The following is a 19,249-nucleotide window of genomic DNA, read 5'->3' as shown; positions in this document are numbered from 1 at the left end:
TGATCGCTGATGGGCGCCTATATCCTGCGCCGTATCCTGCTGATGATCCCGACGATCTTCGGCATCATGGCGATCTCTTTCGCGATCGTGCAGTTCGCACCGGGCGGGCCGGTCGAGCAGGTGATCGCCGATCTCACCAGCCAGGGGGCCGGCGACCGGCTCTCCGGCGGTACGGACATGCTGCAGGAGGTCGGGCAGGACAGCGCCTATCGCGGCGCGCGCGGCCTCGATCCGGAATTCATCGCCAAGCTCGAGAAGCAGTTCGGCTTCGACAAGCCGCCGCTCGAGCGCTTCTTCACGATGATGTGGGACTACCTGCGCTTCGATTTCGGTGAAAGCTTCTTCCGCAACATCTCCGTGGTGGACCTCATCGCCCAGAAGATGCCGGTCTCCATCTCGCTCGGCGTCTGGATCCTCGTCTTCTCCTACGCCATCTCCATCCCGCTCGGCATCCGCAAGGCGGTGAAGGACGGTTCGGCCTTCGACGTCTGGACGTCCGGCATCATCATCATCGGCTATGCCGTGCCGAGCTTCCTTTTCGGCATCCTCCTGATCGTGCTCTTCGCCGGCGGGTCCTTCCTCGACTGGTTCCCGCTGCGCGGCATCGTCTCGGACAATTTCGACAGCCTCGCCTGGTGGCAGAAACCGCTCGATTACATGTGGCACATGACGCTGCCGCTGATCACGCTGCTGCTCTCCGCCTTCGCCACGACGACGCTCCTGACGAAGAATTCCTTCATCGACGAGATCAAGAAGCAGTATGTGACGACGGCGCGCGCCAAGGGCCTCACCGAGCGGCAGGTGCTCTACGGCCACGTCTTCCGCAATGCCATGCTGATCATCATCGCCGGCTTCCCGGGCGCCTTCATCTCGGCCTTCTTCACCGGCTCGCTGCTCATCGAATATATCTTCTCGCTCGACGGCCTCGGCCGCCTCGGCTACGATTCCATCGTCCGGCGCGATTATCCGATCGTCTTTGCCACGCTCTTCATCTTCTCGCTGATGGGCCTCGTCGTCAGCCTCATCTCCGACCTCATCTATACCTGGGTCGACCCGCGCATCGATTTCGAGCGGAGGGACGTCTGATGAGCGCCGTCGCCGACGCAAAGCCGATCGCTCCGCCGCGCAAAGGCCTTCTTTCCCCGACCAACAAGCGGCGCTGGGAGAATTTCAAGGCGAACCGCCGCGGCTACTGGTCGCTCTGGATCTTCCTGACGATCTTCATCCTCAGCCTCTTTGCCGAGTGCATCGCCAACGACCGGCCGATCGTCGCCTCCTACAAGGGCGAGCTGCTCTTCCCCGTCGTCGTCGATTATCCGGAGGAGAAGTTCGGCGGCTTCCTGGCGCAGACCGATTACCGCTCCGACTTCATCCGGGACGCGATCAACGCCAATGGCTGGATGATCTGGCCGCCGATCCACTATTCCTACGGCACCACCAATTCCAACATCCCCCATTCCGCGCCGACAAAGCCGTTCTGGCTGATGGGCGAGGAGGAGCGCTGCGCCGGCTATCCGGGCGGCGCGGCGGATCCGAACTGCAACTGGCACAGCCTCAACTGGCTCGGCACGGACGACCAGGCGCGCGACGTGCTCGCCCGCGTCATCTACGGCTTCCGCATCTCGGTGCTGTTCGGCCTCGCGCTGACGATCGCCTCGGCCATCGTCGGGGTGACGGCCGGCGCCGTCCAGGGCTATTTCGGCGGCTGGACGGACCTCCTGATGCAGCGCTTCATCGAGATCTGGTCCTCGATGCCGGTGCTCTACATCCTGCTCATCATCGCCGCGATCCTGCCGCCCGGCTTCTGGATCCTGCTCGGCATCATGCTGCTCTTCTCCTGGGTCGGCTTCGTCGGCGTGGTGCGCGCGGAATTCCTGCGCGCCCGCAACTTCGAATATGTCAGGGCGGCGCGCGCGCTCGGCGTCGGCAACGCGACGATCATGTACCGGCACCTGCTGCCCAACGCGATGGTCGCGACGCTTACCTTCCTGCCCTTCATCCTTTCCGGCTCGATCACCACGCTGACCTCGCTCGATTTCCTCGGCTTCGGCATGCCGCCGGGCTCGCCCTCGCTCGGCGAGCTGGTCGCGCAGGGCAAGAACAATCTCCAGGCGCCGTGGCTCGGCCTCACCGCCTTCGTCGTCATGTCCGTCATGCTGTCGCTCCTCATCTTCGTCGGCGAAGCGACGCGCGATGCCTTCGATCCGAGGAAGACCTTCCGGTGAGCGCTCCCGAGACCATCCTCTCCGTCCGTGATCTTTCGGTCGCCTTCCACCAGGGCGGCGACACGTCGCTCGCCGTCGACCGCGTGTCCTTCGACATCAAGCGCGGCGAGGTCGTGGCGCTCGTCGGCGAATCCGGCTCCGGCAAGTCGGTCACGGCGAACTCGATCCTGAAGCTCCTGCCCTATCCCGCCGCGAGCCATCCCTCGGGCGAGATCCACTTCAACGGCAGGAACCTCCTGAAGGCATCGGATGCCGTGCTGCGCGAGGTGCGCGGCAACGACATCACGATGATCTTCCAGGAGCCGATGACCTCGCTCAACCCGCTGCACTCCATCGAGCGGCAGATCGGCGAGATCCTGAAGCTCCACCAGGGCATCGAGGGTGCGGCTGCGCGCATGCGCATCCTCGAGCTGCTCAACCAGGTCGGCATCCGCGAGCCGGAAAAGCGGCTTGCCGCCTATCCGCACGAGCTGTCCGGCGGCCAGCGCCAGCGCGTCATGATCGCCATGGCGCTCGCCAACCGTCCGGAACTGCTGATCGCCGACGAGCCGACGACGGCGCTCGACGTCACCGTGCAGGCGCAGATCCTCGAACTCCTGAAGAACCTCAAGGAAGAGCACGGCATGTCCATGCTCTTCATCACCCACGACCTCGGCATCGTCAAAAAATTCGCCGACCGGGTCTGCGTGATGACCAAGGGGAAGATCGTCGAGACCGGCCCGGTCGAGGAGATATTCGCCGATCCGCAGCACGCCTATACGCGCCACCTGCTGGCTTCGGAGCCGAAGGGCGAGCCGCGCCCGGCCGACGACCGCCAGCCCGTCGTCGTCGAGGCCGAGGGCGTGAAGGTCTGGTTCCCGATCAAGGCGGGGTTCCTCCGCCGCGTCGTTGACCACGTGAAGGCCGTGGACGGCATCGACCTGCAGCTGCGCGCCGGCCACACGCTCGGCGTCGTCGGGGAATCCGGCTCCGGCAAGACGACGCTCGGGCTGGCGCTGACGCGGCTCATCTCGTCGAAGGGCCGCATCGCCTTCGTCGGCCAGGACATCGCCGGCCATTCCTTCTCGGAAATGCGGCCGCTCCGCCGCCGCATGCAGATCGTCTTCCAGGATCCCTACGGTTCGCTCTCCCCGCGCATGTCCGTCGCCGACATCGTGGCGGAAGGCCTGAAGATCCACGAACCATCGCTCTCCGAGGCCGAGCGCGACCGCCGCGTCGCCGCCGCCCTCGAGGAAACCGGCCTCGACCCGGCGACCCGCTGGCGTTACCCGCACGAATTTTCCGGCGGCCAGCGCCAGCGCATCGCCATCGCCCGCGCCATGGTGCTCAAGCCGGAATTCGTCATGCTGGACGAGCCCACCTCGGCGCTCGACATGAGCGTGCAGGCGCAGGTGGTCGAGCTTCTGCGCGACCTCCAGGCCAGGCACAACCTTGCCTACCTCTTCATCAGCCACGACCTCAAGGTCGTGCGGGCGCTTGCCAACGACATCATCGTCATGCGCGGCGGGCGCGTGGTGGAGAAGGGGCCGGCGAAGGACATCATCGAGCGGCCGAACGAAGCCTATACCAGGGCCCTGATGGCCGCAGCCTTCAATCTCGAGGCGGTCCGCAGCGAGACCGTCAGCCAGTAGCAGGAAATGGAATGCCGACGAAAAGCCCGGTCATCATCGATCTGAAATTCGATCAGGAGCAGGTGGCAGCCGCGCTCAAGGACGCCTTTCCCGGCCGGGAAGTGATCAACGTGCTGCATCCCGGAAACCGCAACCGCGACCTTTCCGGCGTCGATTATGCCGTGGTCTGGAAGCCGGGCGCCGACCTCTTCTCCCGTGCCGGGGACCTCAAGGTCGTCTTCTCCGGCGGCGCCGGCGTCGATCATGTGCTGGCGCTGCCCGGCCTGCCGGACGTGCCGCTTGTGCGCTTCGTCGACGAGACGCTGACGACGCGGATGAGCGAATGGGTGGTCCTCCAGTGTCTTCTCCATCTGCGCCAGCATCAGGCCTATGCCGTGCAGCGGGAAAAGCGCATCTGGCGCGAGCTTGCCCAGCCGGAGGCCAAGGAAGTCACCGTCGGCATCATGGGCTTCGGCGTGCTGGGGCAGGATGCGGCGATGAAGCTGAAGACGCTCGGCTTCAACGTGGTCGGCTGGTCGAAGAGCGGCCGCAAGGTGGAAGGCTTCGAGACCTATGACGAGGCCGGCCTCGACGCCTTCCTTGCAAGGACGGATTTCCTCGTCGGCCTCCTGCCGCTGACGCCGGACACGAAAGGCATCTTCAATACCGGTCTCTTCACCCGCCTCAGCCGCAAGGGGCCGTTCGGCGCGCCGGTCTTCATCAATGCCGGCCGCGGCGGCAGCCAGGTGGAGGCCGAGATCGTCGCCTCGATCAACGACGGCACGCTGCACGGCGCCTCGCTTGACGTCTTCGAGCAGGAGCCGCTGCCGCTCGAAAGCCCGCTCTGGGCGATGGACAAGGTCTTCCTCACGCCGCACGCCGCGGCGGCATCGGATGTCGCCGCGCTCTTCCGCCACGTCGCCCGGCAGATCGAACGGCACGAAAGCGGCAAGCCGCTGGAGCACCTTGTCGACCGCAGCGCGGGTTACTGAGCCACCAGATAGGACAGGGCACCCCGCAGAAAGAAAGACCCGGACGCAGGGAACGTCCGGGGCTTCGGGAGATTGGCGGCTGCGTTACTTGCAGACCTTGATCTTCTTGATGATCACGTTGCCGTAGTAGTCGTAGGACTTCACCTTCTTGACGAAGCAGTGCGGCTTGTAGCCGTAGCTGTAGTAGCCGGCCTGCGAGGGGGCGGCGAAGGAAACGGCGGCGATGGCTGCGATGGCGGCGGAAACGATGATCTTGCGCATGGGTCTCTCCTGATCGGTTGGGGATGAGCCTCTCTCATCCGGTGATCGGAAGGTCGCACATCCCCCTTCCCGCCGCTGTTCCCGACGGAACAGGCTATCGGAACAGACGCTCCACATAGTCCCGCCCGAGGCCGACCCTCTCGTAGTGGTCGCGACAGAGCGCGATGTAGTTGTGCACGTCGAAGAAGCCGTCCGGCTCGCCCTTCTCGTCGAGCCAGATGAGCGGGCCCTTGACCTGGAAGAACACCTTCATCGGCTGTTCGTGCTCGTAGGCGACGAGCGTATGGCCCTCGCCGGGCGTCTCGTAGACGAAGTCGCCCGCCGTCGCCGTCCAGTCGTGCTCCAGGTATCCCCACTTGCCGGAGATCGTATAGGCGAAAACCTCGTGCGGGTGGTAATGGCGGTTCACGAGCCCCGCCTTCCTGGCCATCAGGATGTCGCACCACTTGTTCTGCGTCGGCGAAATCCAGAGCGGACGGGAAAAGACCGTCTCGGTGAAGGGCACGTAGTAGCGCTCGTCCTCGGTCGGCGCGTCCTGCAGGTAGACTTCCGGCAGGGCATCGGGCTGGAACACCTTGTCGATCGGCTTCAGGTCCTTCCAGAATTCGGTGGTGGCACGTTCGGGCATGGTTTCCTCCTCCCATGGAATGGAATCAGGCGCGGATCCGGACGTCGAGCAGCGCCAGCGTCCGCTTCGTCTCGATATGCGCGATCGCCTCGTCAATCGCGCCCGCAAGGTCGGCGCCGTCGGTGACGCGCCGGGCATGGGCGCGGCTCGCTTCCGCGACCTTGACGAAATCGGGCACCGGCGAGAGCGCGGTCAGCGGCATGCGGTTGGTCCTCGCCGCATAGCCGTCCGGGTAGAGGCCGATTACCGACTGGCGCACCGCGCCCCATTCCGCATTGTTGACGATGACGAGGAGGATCGGCAGCCCCAGCGCCTCGGCGATCTGGTGGCAGGCAACGGGATTGGCGAACATGTAGGATCCGTCGCCCATGGTGGCGACGGTGAGCCGGTCGCGCCGCGCGAGCTGCATGCCGAGCGCGGCCGGGAAGGACCAGCCGAGCCCGCCGGAATGCGGCTCCTGATACCAGGCCTGGTGGTGGGTGAGGGTCATCGGCGCCATGGGGCAGCCGAGCTCGGAGAGCACGGCGGCCTCGCGCCCGGCCAGCGCGTCTGAAAGCGTGAGGCCGACGAAGTCCCGCGTCATCGGCGTGCCGCCGCCGCGCCGGGCGTTGTCCAGCGCGTTCGCGCGGGCTGCGCGGTTGCGTTCCGCGACGGCCGCGGCGCGGCTTTCCGCCTTGGCACGATGGGACGCCAGAAGCGGCTCCATCGCCGCCTTCAGGGCAAGCAGCCCCGAATCGACATCGCAGGCGAGCGTCACGTCCGAGCGGAAATAGCGCACCGGCTGGCGCTGGTAGAGCGGGTCCTGCGCCAGCTGGATGACCTTGCAGCCGGATTTCAGGGGATGGATGTCCGGCGACCACGGGGCGAGCGCATCGAGCACCAAGATCACGTCCGCCTCGTCGAGCAGCGGCTTCGGATCGGCCTGCGCGGCCATCGGATGGTCCGTGGCGATGGCAAGCTGCACGGCCCAGTATTGGCAGACGGGAATGCCCCAATCGGCGGCAAGCGCCGCCAGCGCGGCAAAGCCATCCGCGGAGCCGGCGCCGCGCTGGGCGAAGATGACGGGATTTTCCGCCTCCGCCAGCAGGCGCGCCGCCTCCGCAATCGCCGCGGGAGCGGGCGCGGCAAGGGCCGGCGCCATGGTGGCGGGCGCTTCCAGTCCCTCGGTCGGGCAGGGCCGGCAGAGCACTTCGCGCGGCAGGCTCATATAGACGGGGCCGCGCGGAATGGAACAGGCGATCGCATGGGCCCGGTCGACCATCTGCGGAATATGCTCGGGAAAGCGCAGTTCATCGTCCCACTTGCAGGCCTCGCGCACCAGCGCCGCCTGGTCGCGCATCTCCTGTCCCCAGCCGATCGGCACGGTGCGCGAGCCCTTGCGCCCGCGCTCCGTGACGGGCGTGCGCCCGGAGAAGAGGAGGACGGGAACATGCTCCGTGGCGGCGTTGATGGCGCCGATCGCGCAGTTGGCGAGGCCGACATTGGTGTGCGCCATCACCGCCTGCGCGCGGCCGGTCGCCAGGTAATAGCCGTGCGCCATGCCCATCGCCGCCGATTCGTGCGGCATGACGAGCGCCTGCGGCAGGTCGATGCCCCTCGCTTCCGCTTCGGCAAGGCCCTCGATGATCGGCGGAAAGTCCGTGCCGGAATTGGCGAAGATATAGTCGACGCCGACCGCCTTCAGCCGGGCGAGCAGCGCGCCGCCCGCCGTCATCGCCGGCGCCCCCGCGCGATCGCCTTCGTGCCTGCCCATCGGAACCTCCCCTTCGTCCGGCAGCCGGTCCGCATGGCCCGGTCTCCTCGAACCGGGTCTTGCGGATGTTCAGGCAACAATCTGACAGGCGGAGCGGTGATGTAAAATGAAATGGCGGCCGCAATTCATAACGAAAATCGTATGAATTCAGTGCAGCCCGCCGACGCCGAGCAGGCTTTCCACCGTATGGGGATCGGCTGAGAGTTCGGCCGGCGTGCCGGTCCAGGCGATGCGGCCGCGCTCCAGAACGATCACCTCGTCGGCGAAATCCAGCGCGCTCTGGATGCGCTGCTCGACGAGGAGGATGGTCATTTCTCCCGAGGCCGCGAGCGTGCCGAAGGCTGCCATCAGCTCCTCGCAGATGACGGGGGCGAGGCCCTCCAGCGGCTCGTCGAGCAGCAGCACCGAGGGCCGGCCGAGAATGGTGCGCGCCGTCGTCAGCATCTGCTGCTCGCCGCCGGAAAGCTGCGAGCCGAGGTTCTTACGCCGTTCCTTGAGGCGCGGGAACATCGCGTAGGCTTCCTCGACGGCCGAGCGCGGCCGCGCCTTCAGCCCGACGAAGAGGTTCTCCTCGACGGTCAGCGTCGGGAAGACGTCGCGCGACTGCGGCACATAGCCGAGGCCCTTCAGCGCCCGCGAGGAACTGTCGGTGCCCTCGATCGCCTCCCCGCCGAGGCGGATGTGCCCGCCATAGCGCTTCGTCTGGCCGGCGAGCGTGGCGAAGAGCGTCGACTTGCCCATGCCGTTGCGGCCGAGCACGGCAAGGCGCCGGCCGGCGGGGGCGGAAAAGGAAATGTCCTCCAGCACCCGCGTCGGGCCGTAGCCGGCGGAAAGACCGGAGATTTCAAGCGACGCTGCGGGCATCGGCATAGCTCCCGAGATAGGCCTGGCGGACGCGGGCGTCCTTCGTCACGGCGTCCGGCGATCCGTCGAAGATGATCTCGCCCGCCGCCAGCACGACGACGCGCCGTGCGAAGCGGAAGACGAGGTCCATGTCGTGCTCGATCATCAGCACGGCAAGGTCCGCCGGCAGGTCGGCGATCGCCTGCTCGATGCGCGCCGTATCGCTCTGCGGCACGCCTGCGGCCGGTTCGTCGAGCAGCAGCACCTTCGGTTTCAGGGCGAGGGCGAGCGCCAGCTCCAAGAGGCGCTGCTGGCCGTAGGCGATCTCGCTGACCCTGTGGCGGGCAAGCTGGGCGATGCCGAGCCGCGTAAGCAGCGCATGCGTCTCGTCCATGACGTCCGGCATGGCGCGGTGGCTTGCAAACATCTTTCCGGACCGGCCCTCGCGCTGGAGGATGGCGAGCGCCACATGCTCCTCCGGCGTCATCTCGGAAAAGAGGCGCGTGACCTGGAAAGAGCGCACGAGGCCGCGGCGCACGCGCTCCGTCGGGCCGAGGCGCGTCACGTCCTCGCCGCCCAGCGTCACGCTGCCGGAACCGGGCAGCAGATTGCCGGTGACGAGGTTGACGAAGGTCGTCTTGCCGGCGCCGTTCGGACCGATCAGCGCGACCCGGTCGCCCAGCGCCATCGAGAGCGAGACGTCGTTGGTGACGGCAAGGCCGCCGAACGTCTTCTTCAGGTTGCGGACGTCGAAGATCGCGCTCATCGGCCTTTCCTCTCGCGGCGTTCGAGAAGGGCGGCGAGCGAGCCGTAGAGACCCTTGGGTGCGAAGAGCACGACGGCGATCAGCAGCGCGCCGACGATGGTGAGCCAGTGGAACGGGTTGGCCGCCGAGACGACGTCCTCGAACCACAGGAAGGCGACGGTGCCGATCAGCGCGCCGTAGAGCGAGCCGGTGCCGCCGAGCACGAGCATGACGAGCGCTTCCGCCGACAGCGTGAAGGACAGGCTGTCGAGGCCGACGACCTGGGTCGAGATGGCGTTGAGCGCGCCGCCCGCGCCGGCGACGGCGCCGGAAATGGCGTACATCCTGATCAATGTGCCGTGCACCGAGGCTCCCATGGCGCGCACGCGCACCGGATCCTGCCGGATCCCGCTGCACAGCATGCCGAAGGGCGAGCGCACGATCTGGCGCAGGACGACGAACGCGGCGACGAGCAGGACTATGCCGAAGACATAGGCGGTGCGGCCCCACAGATCGAACTGCCAGATGCCGAAGACGGCGTCCGGCATGATGCCGGCAAGGCCGTCGCTGCCGCCGGTCCAGCCGGACGCCTTGTTGGCCGCCTCGTGGGCAAGGTGGATGATGGCGATGGAAAGCACGAGCTGCGGCAGGCCGTGCGCCCTGAGCACGACGACGCCGGAAACGAGGCCGGCGAGCGCGCCCGCCACGATGCCGACGGCCAGCATGGCGATCGGGTCGGTGATGCCGAAATGCGCCGCCGCGATGCCCGCGCCATAGGCCCCCGCGCCGAAGAGCGCCGCATGGCCGAGCGTCGCCACGCCGCAATAGCCGGTGACGAGGTCGAGCGAGAGCACCAGCAGCGCGATCGCCGTGATGCGGGTCAACAGCGCCAGGTTGTTCGGGAAGAGAAGATAGCCGGCGACGGCGAAGGCGAGGATGACGAGGACGCCGATCGCATCGCGCGTCAGCCTTGCGCGGCGGTCACCGGCGGTGGAGACGGTTTCGGAATTGGTTGCGAGCGCCATCATTTGGCCCTTCCTGCAAGGCCGCGCGGGAAGATCCAGACGATGGCGATCACCGCAAGGTAGAAGAAGAATTCGCCGAATTCCGGCATGAGGTAGCGTCCCGTCGTGTCGATGGCGCCGAGCAGCAGGCAGGCGGCGAGCGCGCCCGGAATGGAGCCTGCCCCGCCGACCGAGACGACGACGAGGAAGGTCACCATGTAGCGCAGCGCGTAATAGGGCTCGATCGGCAGCAGCTCCGCGCCGACCACGCCCCCGAAGGCGGCAAGGCCGACGGCGACGGCGAAGCTGACGGCATAGACGACCTGCGTCTTCACGCCGAGCGCCGCGGCCATCGCCGCGTTGTCGACGGCCGCGCGCAGCTTCACGCCGAAGGCGGTGCGCTCGATGAAGTACCAGAGGCCGAGCGCCACCGCGAGGCCGCAGCCGATGACGAAGAGACGGTGCGCCGAGACGGTGCGGAAGCCGAGGCTGACCGACTGGCGCAGCGCGTCCGGCGTCGGGATGGTCTTCAGCGTCGGGCCGAAGACGTAGTTGGCGATGCCGATGATGCAGAAGGTGATGCCGATCGTCATCAGCACCTGCGTCAGCTCCGGCTGGCCGTAGATGCGGCGGTAGAGGAAGCGCTCGACCGGAATGGCGATGAGGATCGTGCCGAAGACGGCAAGGAGCACGGCGAGCGCATAGGCAAGGCCGAGGTCCCGCGCGGCATAGGAGGCGATGTAGCCGCCGATCATGGCGAAGGCGCCGTGCGCTAGGTTGACGACCCGCATCAGCCCCATCGTCACCGAAAGGCCGATGGAGATGACGAAGAGCACCATGCCATAGGCAAGCGCATCGACACCTATGCTGAAGACCGTTTGCATGTTCCTGTCCTGATTGAAGCGGGCCGGGCCGATGGATCCTCGGGTCAGGCCCGAGGATGACGAAAGAAGAAAAGCATGGCGGATCAAGGTAACCGTTCCGCATGCCGCGCCGTTCAATGGGCTCGCGACCTCTCCTCCTTTCCGTCATCCTCGGGCTTGACCCGAGGATCCACCGCCTCCCGCGCCGACCGCCTTACTGCGCCGCCAGACCCGGATCGCCCTGCTTCTCGAAGGTCTGGACCTCCTTGTTGTAATAGGTGCCGTCCGCGGCCTTCGCCACTTCGCGCAGGTAGATGTTCTGCGTGATGTGGCGGCTTTCCGGATCGATCGTGACAGGCCCGCGCGGGCTTTCCCAGGAAAGGCCCTTGACGGCCTCGACGGCCTTGGCCGCGTCCTGCTCGCCGCCCGTCGCCTCGATCATCTTGTAAATGACATGCATGCCGTCATAGGCGCCGACGGCGGGGAAGGACAGTTCCGCCGGGTTGCCGATGGCCTTGCCGGCCGCCTCGACGAATTTCTTGTTCTCGGCGGAGTCGTGCGAGACGGCATAGTGGAAGGTGGTCTGGAGGCCGAGCGCCGCCTCGCCGAGGGCCGGCAGGTCGGATTCCTGCGTCAGGTCGCCGGGCGCGAAGAACTTGATGCCGGCATCCTTCAGGCCGTTCTCGTTGAAGGCCTTGACGAAGCCGAGCGTCGTCGGGCCCGACGGCAGGAAGGCGAAGACGCCCTCGGCGCCCGAATCCTTGATGCGCTGCATGATCGGCGAGAAGTCGTTGGTCTGCAGCGGCATGCGGATCGCCTCGACGATCTCGCCGCCCGCCGCCTCGAAACCGGCCTTGAAGGCGGCTTCCGCATCGACGCCGGGCCCGTAGTCGCTGACGACCGAGATGACCTTCTTCGTGCCGCCGTCGAAGGCGACCTTGGCGATGGGTGTCGAGGTCTGCCAGGTGGTGAAGGAGGTGCGCACCACATAGGGGCTCTTGGTGACGATGGCCGAGGTGGCGGCGTTCATCACCACCATCGGCACGTTCGCCTGCTCCAGAAGCGGCGTGGCGGCCATGGCGTCCGGCGTGAAGTAGAAGCCGGCGAGATACTGCACGCCCTCCTTGACCACGAGTTCCTGCGACAGCGCCTTGGACTGTGCGGGATCGGCGGCCGGGATGTCGCGGTAGATGACCTCGATCGTGTCGTCGCCGACCGTGTTGCCGTTCAGCGCCATGTAGGCGTCGATGCCGGCCTTGAAATTCTTGCCCTGCAGCGCGAAGGGGCCGGAGAACGGCCCGACGACGCCCACCTTGATCGTATCCGCATGGGCAGCGCCGCCCATCAGCGCAGCCGCGAACGCCGCAATCGCAAGTTTCCTCATGTCTTCCTCCCTGAAAGGCCAGCCTCCCGCCGGCGTCCGGTCCAGTCCCAAACTAGCGTTTTGTCAGATTGCCAGATGAAACGGTGATGTAAAATGAAAATATCGGCCAATTGCATAACTTAGAAATTATGAAATTAGCTAGGCGGCACCGAGCCGCCGGATGGCGGCGAGCAGTTCTCCGGCAAGGCGGAGGGCCGCCCCGCAGGCAACGGCCATCTGCGGCAGGATCAGCCATTCCAGCGTCCAGGCCGCGCCGGAGCGCTCCTGTTCGTGCACCGCCGCCTGCGCCAGCCCTCCGAGCTGCGCCGCGTTGAAGCGGGCGAGCGTCACGAGCGCTTCGGCGGCGACGGGGTTCTGCTTGTGCGGCATGGCCGAGGAACCGCCGCCGCCCGAAAGCGCGATCTCGTCGCCGTGGCCGGCCATGAGCGCGATGTCCTGCCCGATCTTGCCGAGGCTGCCGGCTATGGCCGCCAGCAGGCCGCCGAGTTCCATGATGCGGTCGCGCTGGCTGTGCCATTGCGGCGCGTCGGCAAGGCCGATTTCGCGGGCGAGCGCGGCGCGCACCGCCGGCGCCTTGTCGCCGAGCTTGTCCAGCGTGCCGGCCGCGCCGCCGAACTGTACGGCAAGGCCGGTCTTCGAAAAGCCTTTCAAGCGTTCGGCATGGCGCTCCAGAGGCGCGCGCCACGAAGCGATGCGTTCGGCAACCGTGATCGGGATCGCCGCCTGCATGCGCGTCCGCCCCATAAGTTCGCGCTTGCCGAAATCGGCGGCAAGCCCGTTGAGATGGCCGGCCAGCGCCTCCAGCCGTTCTGCGAGGACCGGCAGCACGCGCCCAAGGCGCAGCATCAGGCCGCTGTCGATGACGTCCTGGCTGGTGGCGGCGAAATGCACATGCTTGCCGTGCGGCTCGCCGACGGCGGCGCGCAGCTGGCGCACGAGCTCCGGCACCACCACGCCGTCGCGCGCCGTCGCCTCGCGCAGGCGCGCGACATCCGGGGAGAAGCGATGCGCTGCCTCGGCAATCATACGCGCCGCCTCGGCCGGTATGATGCCCTCGGTCGCCTGCGCCTTCGCCAACGCCACCTCGAAGGCGAGCATGGCCTCGAGCTCCGCCGCCGCGGAAAACAGGGTGGCCACTTCCTCGTCGCCGAGAAGGCCGGAGAGATAGGGATGGTCGAAGGGCGAGACGGTCATGGGATACGCTTTCGAGGGCACGGCGGGCGCGGAGCGAAGAACGCACTATAGGCGATCCCCCTAGATATCGAAGAACACCGTCTCCTTCTCCCCCTGCAAGTGTATGTCGAACCGGTACGTGTCACCATCCGCCGCCGCGATCAGCGTCGGCACGCGTACCTGGTGCTCGATGCGGGCGAGCACCGGGTCCTCGGCGTTTGCGGCCGCCTCGTCGCCGAAATACATGCGCGTGTTGAGGCCGAGATTGATGCCGCGGGCGACGATCCAGAACGAGATGTGCGGTGCCATGAGACGGCCGTCGCGGAAGGGCACGCGGCCCGGCTTGACCGTCTCGAAGCGGTATTCGCCGGTTTCCCCGCCGGTGGCGCAGCGGCCCCAGCCGGAAAAGTTGGGATCGGCGCTGCCGCGCAGCTCCGAGGGGCTGTTGTAGAGGCCGGCCGCGTCCGCCTGCCAGATCTCGATGAGCGCGTCCTTCAGCGGCGTGCCCGTGCCGTCGAGCACGCGGCCGGTAATGGCGATGCGCCGGCCGAGCGTCCTGTCGTTCACCATCGTGGCGCCGAGATCGCCATCGTAGACGCCGCCGATGCCGCAAAAGTTCGGCGTCAGGCCGATATGGACATAAGGCCCCGCCGTCTGCGAGGGGCTTTCCTTGAGGTAACCGAGCGGCTGGACCATCAGTTGCCCTCCATCCGGTTCTCGAAGAGCGTCGAACGGCGGCCGCGCAGCACGATGTCGAACTTGTAGGCGCGCGCATCCATGGGGATCGTGTTGCCCCAGTCGAGCGCCGCCACCAGCTGCTCGATCGCCGCCTTGTCCGGGATCGTCTGGACGATGGGACATTTCCAGATCATCGGGTCGCCCTCGAAATACATCTGCGTGATCAGCCGCTGGGCGAAGCCGTGGCCGAAGACGGAGAAGTGGATATGCGCCGGGCGCCAGTCGTTGACGCCGTTCGGCCAGGGATAGGGGCCGGGCTTGACGGTACGGAAGGCATAATAGCCGTCCGCGTCGGTGATGGTGCGCCCGCAGCCGCCGAAATTCGGATCGAGCGGGGCGAGATAGGTTTCCTTCTTGTGGCGGTAGCGGCCGCCGGCATTGGCCTGCCAGAATTCGAGCAGGACGCCCGGCACCGGCCGCGCCCGCTCGTCGAGCACGCGCCCGTGCACGATGATGCGCTCGCCGATCGCGCTTTCGCCCGGCCTTGCGAAATTGTGGATGAGGTCGTTGTCGAGCTCGCCCAGCAGGGAATGGCCGAAGACCGGCCCGGTGATCTCGGAGATCGTGCCGTCGAGCGAGAGCAGCGCCTTCTGCGGCGAACGCAGCACGGAGGTCTTGTAGCCGGGCGTCAGCCCCGGCGGATGCCAGAGCCGGTCGCGGGAGAAGAAGGCGCCCGTCTCGGGCTTCTTGTTGGAAAGGTCCGTCATGTCCGCCTCAGGCCGCCTTCTCGGCGTCCATCTCCTCGAAGACGTGCTTGGCGACCTTGATCGCCCGGTTGGCCGCCGGCACCCCGGCATAGATCGCCACGTGCAGCAGCGCCTCTGCGATGTCCTCGCGGCTTGCGCCGGTGTTCGCCGTAGCGCGCACATGCATCGCCACCTCCTCGTCGTGGCCGAGCGCGGCGAGCAGCGCGATCGTCACCAAGGAGCGCTCGCGCTTCGTCCAGCCCGGCCGCGACCAGACCGTGCCCCAGGCGCTCTCGGTGATCAGTTCCTGGAAGGGCTGGTCGAAGGCGGTGGCGGACGAGGAGGCGCGATCGACATGATTGTCGCCGAGCACCGCCCGGCGGGTCACCATGCCCTGGCGGTAGCGGTCGGAAAAGGTATGGGCGTCAGCCATGTGGCTCGTCTCCGGCAGGTAGGGTGGCGATGAAGGCGCGGATCATTCCGGCGAGGATCTCCGGCTGCTCGACGCAGGGAATGTGCCCGGCATCCTCGATGACCTCGTAGCGGGCGCCCGGTATGAGCTTCGCCATCGACAGCACGACATCCGGCGGAGTGGAGCCGTCCTGGTCGCCGACGACGCAGAGCGTCGGCACGCGGATGCGCCTGGTGGATTCGGTGAGGTCCGCGTCCCGCAGCGCCGCGCAGGTCGCGGTATAGCCCACCGCCGACTGGCGTGTCAGCATGTTGCGGTAGCCGTGATAGGCGGCGTTCTCCGGCCGGCGGAAGGCCGGCGTGAACCAGCGTTCCATGACGCCGTCGGCAAGGCTCTCGATGCCCTTCGCCTCGACGCTCTCGATGCGGGCGTTCCACATCTCGGCGGTACCGATCCTGTGCGCCGTGTCGCAGAGGACGAGCGCCTTCACAAGGTCCGCGCGCTTGGCGGCAAGCCCCTGCGCGATCATGCCGCCGACCGAGAGGCCGCAGATGACCGCGTCCTTCACGTCGAACCGGTCGAGCAGCGCCGCAAGGTCGAGCACGTGGTCGTCGATCGAATAGGGCACCTGCCCGAGATCGGAGAGGCCGTGGCCCCGCTTGTCATAGATGATGATCGGGAACTCGCCGGCAAGCCGCACCACGACGTCGCGCCAGATGCGGAAGTCGGTGCCGAGCGAATTGGAAAAGACGATCGCCGGCCGGCCGGCGGGCCCGCCGATCAGCTGATGATGCAGGATGACGTCGTTGACGGTTGCGAACTGCACTTCTGTCTCCTCCGGTTTCCGCAGATTGATCCCTTGATCTGGTTAGGTAAAATGATATTTCATGCCGTTTCATAAACTTGAGGGTTATGAAAAGCCATGGTCGACAGCCGTATCAAGTTCCGCCATCTGCAAACCTTTGTCGAGGTGGCGCGCCAGAAGAGCGTCATGAAGGCGGCCGAACTCCTGCATGTCAGCCAGCCCGCCGTGACGAAGACGATCCGCGAACTGGAGGAGGTCCTGGGGGTTGCGGTCTTCGAGCGCGAGGGCCGCGGCATCAAGATCACCCGCTACGGCGAGGTCTTCCTGAAACACGCCGGCGCGGCGCTGACGGCGCTGCGGCAAGGCTTCGATTCCGTTTCGCAGGCGCTATCCGGCGATGCCCCGCCGATCCGCATCGGCGCGCTCCCGACCGTCTCGACGCGCATCATGCCGAAAGCGATGCGCCTCTTCCTCGAAGAGGGCACCGGAGCGCGCATCAAGATCGTCACGGGCGAAAATGCCGTCCTGCTCGAGCAGCTGCGCGTCGGCGACCTCGATCTCGTCGTCGGGCGCCTGGCGGCACCGGAGAAGATGGCGGGCTTCTCCTTCGAGCACCTCTATTCGGAGAAGGTCGTCTTCTGCGTGCGCGCCGGCCATCCGCTGCTTTCCGGCGGCTCGGCCTTCGCCGGCCTCGATGCCTATCCCGTGCTGATGCCGACGCGCGCCTCTATCATCCGTCCCTTCGTCGAAAGGTTCCTGATCGCCAACGGCATCGCCGGCCTGCCCAACCAGATCGAGACCGTCTCCGACGCGTTCGGCCGCGCCTTCGTGCGCGAAAGCGACGCGATCTGGATCATCTCCGAAGGGGTCGTCGCGGCGGACATCGCGGAGGGCAAGCTGGCCGCGCTGCCGGTCGACACCGGCGAAACGAAAGGGCCGGTCGGCCTCACCATGCGCACCGACGCCGTGCCTTCGATGCCGCTCGCCATCCTGATGCAGACGATCCGCGAGGTGGCCGGCAAGGTCTCGCCCGCGGCTTGAGCGCATCCGGTCGTTCGGCTACGAGGGGCCATGGCCAACGACCTCGACCCGTTTCGCGACGCGATCGTCGCCGTGCACCCCGAGCTTGCCGGTGCCGCCTTCGAACCGCTGCCGGGCGGCTGGCATTCGCGCGCCGTCGCGGTGGACGGCCGCCTCGTCTTCAAGTTCCCGCGGGGCGAGGTCGCGGAACGGGCGCTCTGCCGAGAGGCCGCGATCCTCGCCGCCGTGCGCCCGCACGTATCGATGCGCGTCCCGGACCTTCGCCTGCACGAGGGCCCACCGCTCTTCTCAGAGCACGTCATCATTCCCGGCGGGCATCTGGAGACGGCGGGGTACGAGGCCCTGGCGGAACCGGCGCGGCAGGCGCTCGGCGAGGCGATGGCCCGCTTCTATGCGGAACTGCACGTGCTCGACCGCACCGCGATGGAAGCGGCGGGCGCGCGGCCCGTCGAGCGCTGGCTCGACGCCGGGACGATTGCGGCAAGAGCCCTGCCGCTTCTGCCGGAAAACCTGCACGCCTTCGCGAATGAGGTCATCGCGGGCTGGCGCAGCCTTCCGCCGGATCCTTATGGGGAAATCTACGGCTTCTTCGACGGCCACGGCTGGAACATGGCCTTCGATGCCGCGGCAGGACGGCTCAACGGCATCTACGACTTCGCCGATTCCGGTTTCGGCCCGCTGCACCAGGATTTCATCTATTCCAACTTCATCAGCCCGGACCTCACCGCCCGCATCGTCGACGGCTACGAGCGGCTGACCCGCCGCAGGCTGGATCGTGCCCGCATCCGGCTTCTGACCGGCGTGCATCGCCTCTGGGAGCTTGCTGCGCTGGCCGATGCGCCGGAGCACCATGCGGCGATGGTCGACTCGGTCGCCGCCTGGGCGGCGCGTCAGTAGGGCAGACCGACATAGTTTTCCGCCAGCACCGTCTCCGCGGCGCGCGAATGGGTGAGATAGTCCAGCTCGGCCTCCTGGATCTTCTGGTCGAAATCGCCGGTATCGGGGAAGCGGTGCAGCATGGTCGTCATCCACCAGGAAAAGCGCACGGCCTTCCAGGCGCGGGCGAGCGCCCGCGCCGAATAGGCGTCGATGCCGGCGTTCGAACGGTCCCGATAGTGCTCCGCGAGGCCGGAGAAGAGGTAGTGCACGTCGCTCGCCGCAAGGTTCAGCCCCTTGGCCCCGGTGGGCGGCACGATATGCGCCGCATCGCCGACGAGGAACAGCCGTCCGAAGCGCATCGGCTCGGCGACGAAGGAGCGCAGCGGCGCGATCGATTTCTCGAAGCTCGGCCCCGTCACCATCGCTTGCGCATGGTGGGCGGGAAGCCGGCGGCGCAGCTCGTCCCAGAAGCGTCCGTCCGGCCAGTCCTCGATCTTCTCGTCCAGCCCGCACTGGATGTAGTAGCGGCTGCGGGTGTGCGAGCGCATGGAGCAGAGCGCGAAGCCGCGCGGATGGTTGGCATAGACCAGCTCGTCGCTGACCGGCGGCACGTCGGCAAGGATGCCGAGCCAGCCGAAGGGATAGACCTTCTCGAAGGTGCGGATCGCTCCTTTCGGCACGGCCCTGCGGCTCGCCCCGTGGAAGCCGTCGCAGCCGGCGATGAAATCGCAGTCGATGCGGTGCGCGAGGCCGTCCTTCTCGTAGGTCACATAGGGCGCCTCGCCGTCGAAGGCATGCGGGGTCACATTGGAGGCTTCGTAGATCGTGAGCCGGCTATCGGCCTCGCGCTGCTCGATCAGGTCGCGCGTCAGCTCCGTCTGGCCGTAGACCACGACGCGCTTGCCGCCGGTGAGGCCGAAAAGGTCGATGCGGTGATCGCGGCCGTCGAAGGCGAGCGAGAAACCGTCATGCGGCAGGCCCTCCGCATGCATTCGACCACCGACGCCGGCCTTGTCCATCAGGCCCGCCGTTCCCTCCTCCAGCACGCCGGCGCGCACGCGGCTGAGGATGTGCTCGCGGCTCGACTTGTCGAGGATGGCCGTCTCGATGCCGGCATTGCCGAGCAGCTGGCCGAGCAGGAGGCCCGACGGACCCGAGCCGATGATGGCGACCTGAACGCGCATGATGTCCTCCCGAAACTGGCATT

General features: G+C 67.0%; 20 protein-coding genes. 6 read left to right on the top strand and 14 right to left on the bottom strand.

Annotation, left to right across the window (positions count from 1 at the left end; all coding sequences use genetic code 11):
* Positions 1-9: 9 nt before the first annotated feature.
* From ACIIOY_RS09550 to ACIIOY_RS09535, 4 genes are read left to right on the top strand one after another with little or no spacing between them, the layout of a single operon-like run.
* Entirely contained in the window at positions 10-1,086 is a 1,077-nt protein-coding gene (locus tag ACIIOY_RS09550; protein ID WP_411034416.1) for a microcin C ABC transporter permease YejB, read from the top strand.
* Positions 1,086-2,225, top strand: coding sequence for an ABC transporter permease (locus ACIIOY_RS09545; protein ID WP_411034415.1), 1,140 nt, complete (start codon positions 1,086-1,088; stop codon positions 2,223-2,225). The genes ACIIOY_RS09550 and ACIIOY_RS09545 overlap by 1 nt, the downstream gene beginning before the upstream one ends.
* Positions 2,222-3,856: an ABC transporter ATP-binding protein gene (locus ACIIOY_RS09540; RefSeq protein ID WP_411034414.1), complete on the top strand. Its 1,635-nt coding sequence runs from the start codon at positions 2,222-2,224 to the stop codon at positions 3,854-3,856. Before ACIIOY_RS09545 ends, ACIIOY_RS09540 begins: the two co-directional genes overlap by 4 nt.
* 11 nt (positions 3,857-3,867) lie before the next feature.
* Positions 3,868-4,827, top strand: coding sequence for a 2-hydroxyacid dehydrogenase (locus tag ACIIOY_RS09535; protein WP_411034413.1), 960 nt, complete (start codon positions 3,868-3,870; stop codon positions 4,825-4,827).
* Positions 4,828-4,911: 84 nt separating this feature from the next.
* Here the strand turns inward: ACIIOY_RS09535 and ACIIOY_RS09530 are convergent, their stop codons facing one another.
* The 13 genes from ACIIOY_RS09530 to pcaD all read right to left on the bottom strand — a co-directional run bounded on the left by ACIIOY_RS09530 (position 4,912) and on the right by pcaD (position 16,143).
* A complete protein-coding gene (locus ACIIOY_RS09530; protein ID WP_411033741.1) occupies positions 4,912-5,088 on the bottom strand; it encodes a hypothetical protein in 177 nt (58 codons plus the stop codon).
* Between the two features lie 94 nt (positions 5,089-5,182).
* Positions 5,183-5,716 carry a 2,4'-dihydroxyacetophenone dioxygenase family protein gene (locus ACIIOY_RS09525; RefSeq protein ID WP_411034412.1) on the bottom strand — a complete coding sequence of 178 codons (534 nt, stop codon included), beginning with the start codon at positions 5,714-5,716 and terminating at the stop codon, positions 5,183-5,185.
* Between the two features lie 25 nt (positions 5,717-5,741).
* The gene (locus tag ACIIOY_RS09520) at positions 5,742-7,469 is read right to left on the bottom strand and encodes a thiamine pyrophosphate-requiring protein (RefSeq protein ID WP_411034411.1); all 1,728 of its coding nucleotides are present in this window, start codon (positions 7,467-7,469) and stop codon (positions 5,742-5,744) included.
* A 147-nt stretch (positions 7,470-7,616) separates the two neighbouring features.
* Positions 7,617-8,333 (bottom strand): ABC transporter ATP-binding protein, encoded by a 717-nt coding sequence (locus ACIIOY_RS09515; RefSeq protein ID WP_411034410.1) that lies wholly within the window; start codon positions 8,331-8,333, stop codon positions 7,617-7,619.
* Positions 8,314-9,078: an ABC transporter ATP-binding protein gene (locus ACIIOY_RS09510; protein WP_411034409.1), complete on the bottom strand. Its 765-nt coding sequence runs from the start codon at positions 9,076-9,078 to the stop codon at positions 8,314-8,316. The genes ACIIOY_RS09515 and ACIIOY_RS09510 overlap by 20 nt, the downstream gene beginning before the upstream one ends.
* Positions 9,075-10,082, bottom strand: a complete 1,008-nt coding sequence (locus tag ACIIOY_RS09505; RefSeq protein ID WP_411034532.1) for a branched-chain amino acid ABC transporter permease — start codon at positions 10,080-10,082, stop codon at positions 9,075-9,077. The genes ACIIOY_RS09510 and ACIIOY_RS09505 overlap by 4 nt, the downstream gene beginning before the upstream one ends.
* Complete coding sequence (locus tag ACIIOY_RS09500) at positions 10,082-10,945, bottom strand: branched-chain amino acid ABC transporter permease (protein WP_411034408.1); 864 nt, start codon at positions 10,943-10,945, stop codon at positions 10,082-10,084. Before ACIIOY_RS09500 ends, ACIIOY_RS09505 begins: the two co-directional genes overlap by 1 nt.
* A 193-nt stretch (positions 10,946-11,138) precedes the next feature.
* Entirely contained in the window at positions 11,139-12,308 is a 1,170-nt protein-coding gene (locus ACIIOY_RS09495) for an ABC transporter substrate-binding protein (RefSeq protein ID WP_411034407.1), read from the bottom strand.
* Between the two features lie 138 nt (positions 12,309-12,446).
* The gene (locus ACIIOY_RS09490; protein WP_411034406.1) at positions 12,447-13,502 is read right to left on the bottom strand and encodes a 3-carboxy-cis,cis-muconate cycloisomerase; all 1,056 of its coding nucleotides are present in this window, start codon (positions 13,500-13,502) and stop codon (positions 12,447-12,449) included.
* Between the two features lie 60 nt (positions 13,503-13,562).
* Entirely contained in the window at positions 13,563-14,177 is a 615-nt protein-coding gene (pcaG, locus tag ACIIOY_RS09485; RefSeq protein WP_411034405.1) for a protocatechuate 3,4-dioxygenase subunit alpha, read from the bottom strand.
* Complete coding sequence (gene pcaH, locus ACIIOY_RS09480) at positions 14,177-14,926, bottom strand: protocatechuate 3,4-dioxygenase subunit beta (protein ID WP_411034404.1); 750 nt, start codon at positions 14,924-14,926, stop codon at positions 14,177-14,179. The genes pcaG and pcaH overlap by 1 nt, the downstream gene beginning before the upstream one ends.
* 7 nt (positions 14,927-14,933) lie before the next feature.
* Positions 14,934-15,338 carry a 4-carboxymuconolactone decarboxylase gene (pcaC, locus tag ACIIOY_RS09475; protein ID WP_411034403.1) on the bottom strand — a complete coding sequence of 135 codons (405 nt, stop codon included), beginning with the start codon at positions 15,336-15,338 and terminating at the stop codon, positions 14,934-14,936.
* A complete protein-coding gene (gene pcaD, locus ACIIOY_RS09470) occupies positions 15,331-16,143 on the bottom strand; it encodes a 3-oxoadipate enol-lactonase (protein ID WP_411034402.1) in 813 nt (270 codons plus the stop codon). Before pcaD ends, pcaC begins: the two co-directional genes overlap by 8 nt.
* A 96-nt stretch (positions 16,144-16,239) precedes the next feature.
* Here pcaD and pcaQ point away from each other — a divergent pair, with 96 nt between their 5' ends.
* Positions 16,240-17,163, top strand: a complete 924-nt coding sequence (pcaQ, locus tag ACIIOY_RS09465) for a pca operon transcription factor PcaQ (RefSeq protein WP_411034401.1) — start codon at positions 16,240-16,242, stop codon at positions 17,161-17,163.
* A 30-nt stretch (positions 17,164-17,193) separates the two neighbouring features.
* Positions 17,194-18,060, top strand: a complete 867-nt coding sequence (locus tag ACIIOY_RS09460; protein WP_411034400.1) for a phosphotransferase family protein — start codon at positions 17,194-17,196, stop codon at positions 18,058-18,060.
* Here ACIIOY_RS09460 and pobA read toward each other — a convergent pair.
* The gene (gene pobA, locus ACIIOY_RS09455) at positions 18,054-19,226 is read right to left on the bottom strand and encodes a 4-hydroxybenzoate 3-monooxygenase (protein WP_411034399.1); all 1,173 of its coding nucleotides are present in this window, start codon (positions 19,224-19,226) and stop codon (positions 18,054-18,056) included. The genes ACIIOY_RS09460 and pobA overlap by 7 nt on opposite strands.
* Between the last annotated feature and the right edge of the window lie 23 nt (positions 19,227-19,249).

The organism is Shinella agrisoli (assembly GCF_046557955.1).
Taxonomy (GTDB): domain Bacteria; phylum Pseudomonadota; class Alphaproteobacteria; order Rhizobiales; family Rhizobiaceae; genus Shinella.
This window is presented reverse-complemented; position numbering and strand designations above follow the sequence as displayed.

Bases quoted from the DNA above. Each gene is read 5' to 3' on its own strand.
- ACIIOY_RS09550 (WP_411034416.1), top strand. From the start codon at position 10: ATGGGCGCCTATATCCTGCGCCGTATCCTGCTGATGATCCCGACGATC.
- ACIIOY_RS09545 (WP_411034415.1), top strand. From the start codon at position 1,086: ATGAGCGCCGTCGCCGACGCAAAGCCGATCGCTCCGCCGCGCAAAGGC.
- ACIIOY_RS09535 (WP_411034413.1), top strand. From the start codon at position 3,868: ATGCCGACGAAAAGCCCGGTCATCATCGATCTGAAATTCGATCAGGAG.
- ACIIOY_RS09530 (WP_411033741.1), bottom strand. From the start codon at position 5,088: ATGCGCAAGATCATCGTTTCCGCCGCCATCGCAGCCATCGCCGCCGTT.
- ACIIOY_RS09525 (WP_411034412.1), bottom strand. From the start codon at position 5,716: ATGCCCGAACGTGCCACCACCGAATTCTGGAAGGACCTGAAGCCGATC.
- ACIIOY_RS09520 (WP_411034411.1), bottom strand. From the start codon at position 7,469: ATGGGCAGGCACGAAGGCGATCGCGCGGGGGCGCCGGCGATGACGGCG.
- ACIIOY_RS09515 (WP_411034410.1), bottom strand. From the start codon at position 8,333: ATGCCCGCAGCGTCGCTTGAAATCTCCGGTCTTTCCGCCGGCTACGGC.
- ACIIOY_RS09510 (WP_411034409.1), bottom strand. From the start codon at position 9,078: ATGAGCGCGATCTTCGACGTCCGCAACCTGAAGAAGACGTTCGGCGGC.
- ACIIOY_RS09505 (WP_411034532.1), bottom strand. From the start codon at position 10,082: ATGGCGCTCGCAACCAATTCCGAAACCGTCTCCACCGCCGGTGACCGC.
- ACIIOY_RS09500 (WP_411034408.1), bottom strand. From the start codon at position 10,945: ATGCAAACGGTCTTCAGCATAGGTGTCGATGCGCTTGCCTATGGCATG.
- ACIIOY_RS09495 (WP_411034407.1), bottom strand. From the start codon at position 12,308: ATGAGGAAACTTGCGATTGCGGCGTTCGCGGCTGCGCTGATGGGCGGC.
- ACIIOY_RS09490 (WP_411034406.1), bottom strand. From the start codon at position 13,502: ATGACCGTCTCGCCCTTCGACCATCCCTATCTCTCCGGCCTTCTCGGC.
- pcaG (WP_411034405.1), bottom strand. From the start codon at position 14,177: ATGGTCCAGCCGCTCGGTTACCTCAAGGAAAGCCCCTCGCAGACGGCG.
- pcaH (WP_411034404.1), bottom strand. From the start codon at position 14,926: ATGACGGACCTTTCCAACAAGAAGCCCGAGACGGGCGCCTTCTTCTCC.
- pcaC (WP_411034403.1), bottom strand. From the start codon at position 15,338: ATGGCTGACGCCCATACCTTTTCCGACCGCTACCGCCAGGGCATGGTG.
- pcaQ (WP_411034401.1), top strand. From the start codon at position 16,240: ATGGTCGACAGCCGTATCAAGTTCCGCCATCTGCAAACCTTTGTCGAG.
- ACIIOY_RS09460 (WP_411034400.1), top strand. From the start codon at position 17,194: ATGGCCAACGACCTCGACCCGTTTCGCGACGCGATCGTCGCCGTGCAC.
- pobA (WP_411034399.1), bottom strand. From the start codon at position 19,226: ATGCGCGTTCAGGTCGCCATCATCGGCTCGGGTCCGTCGGGCCTCCTG.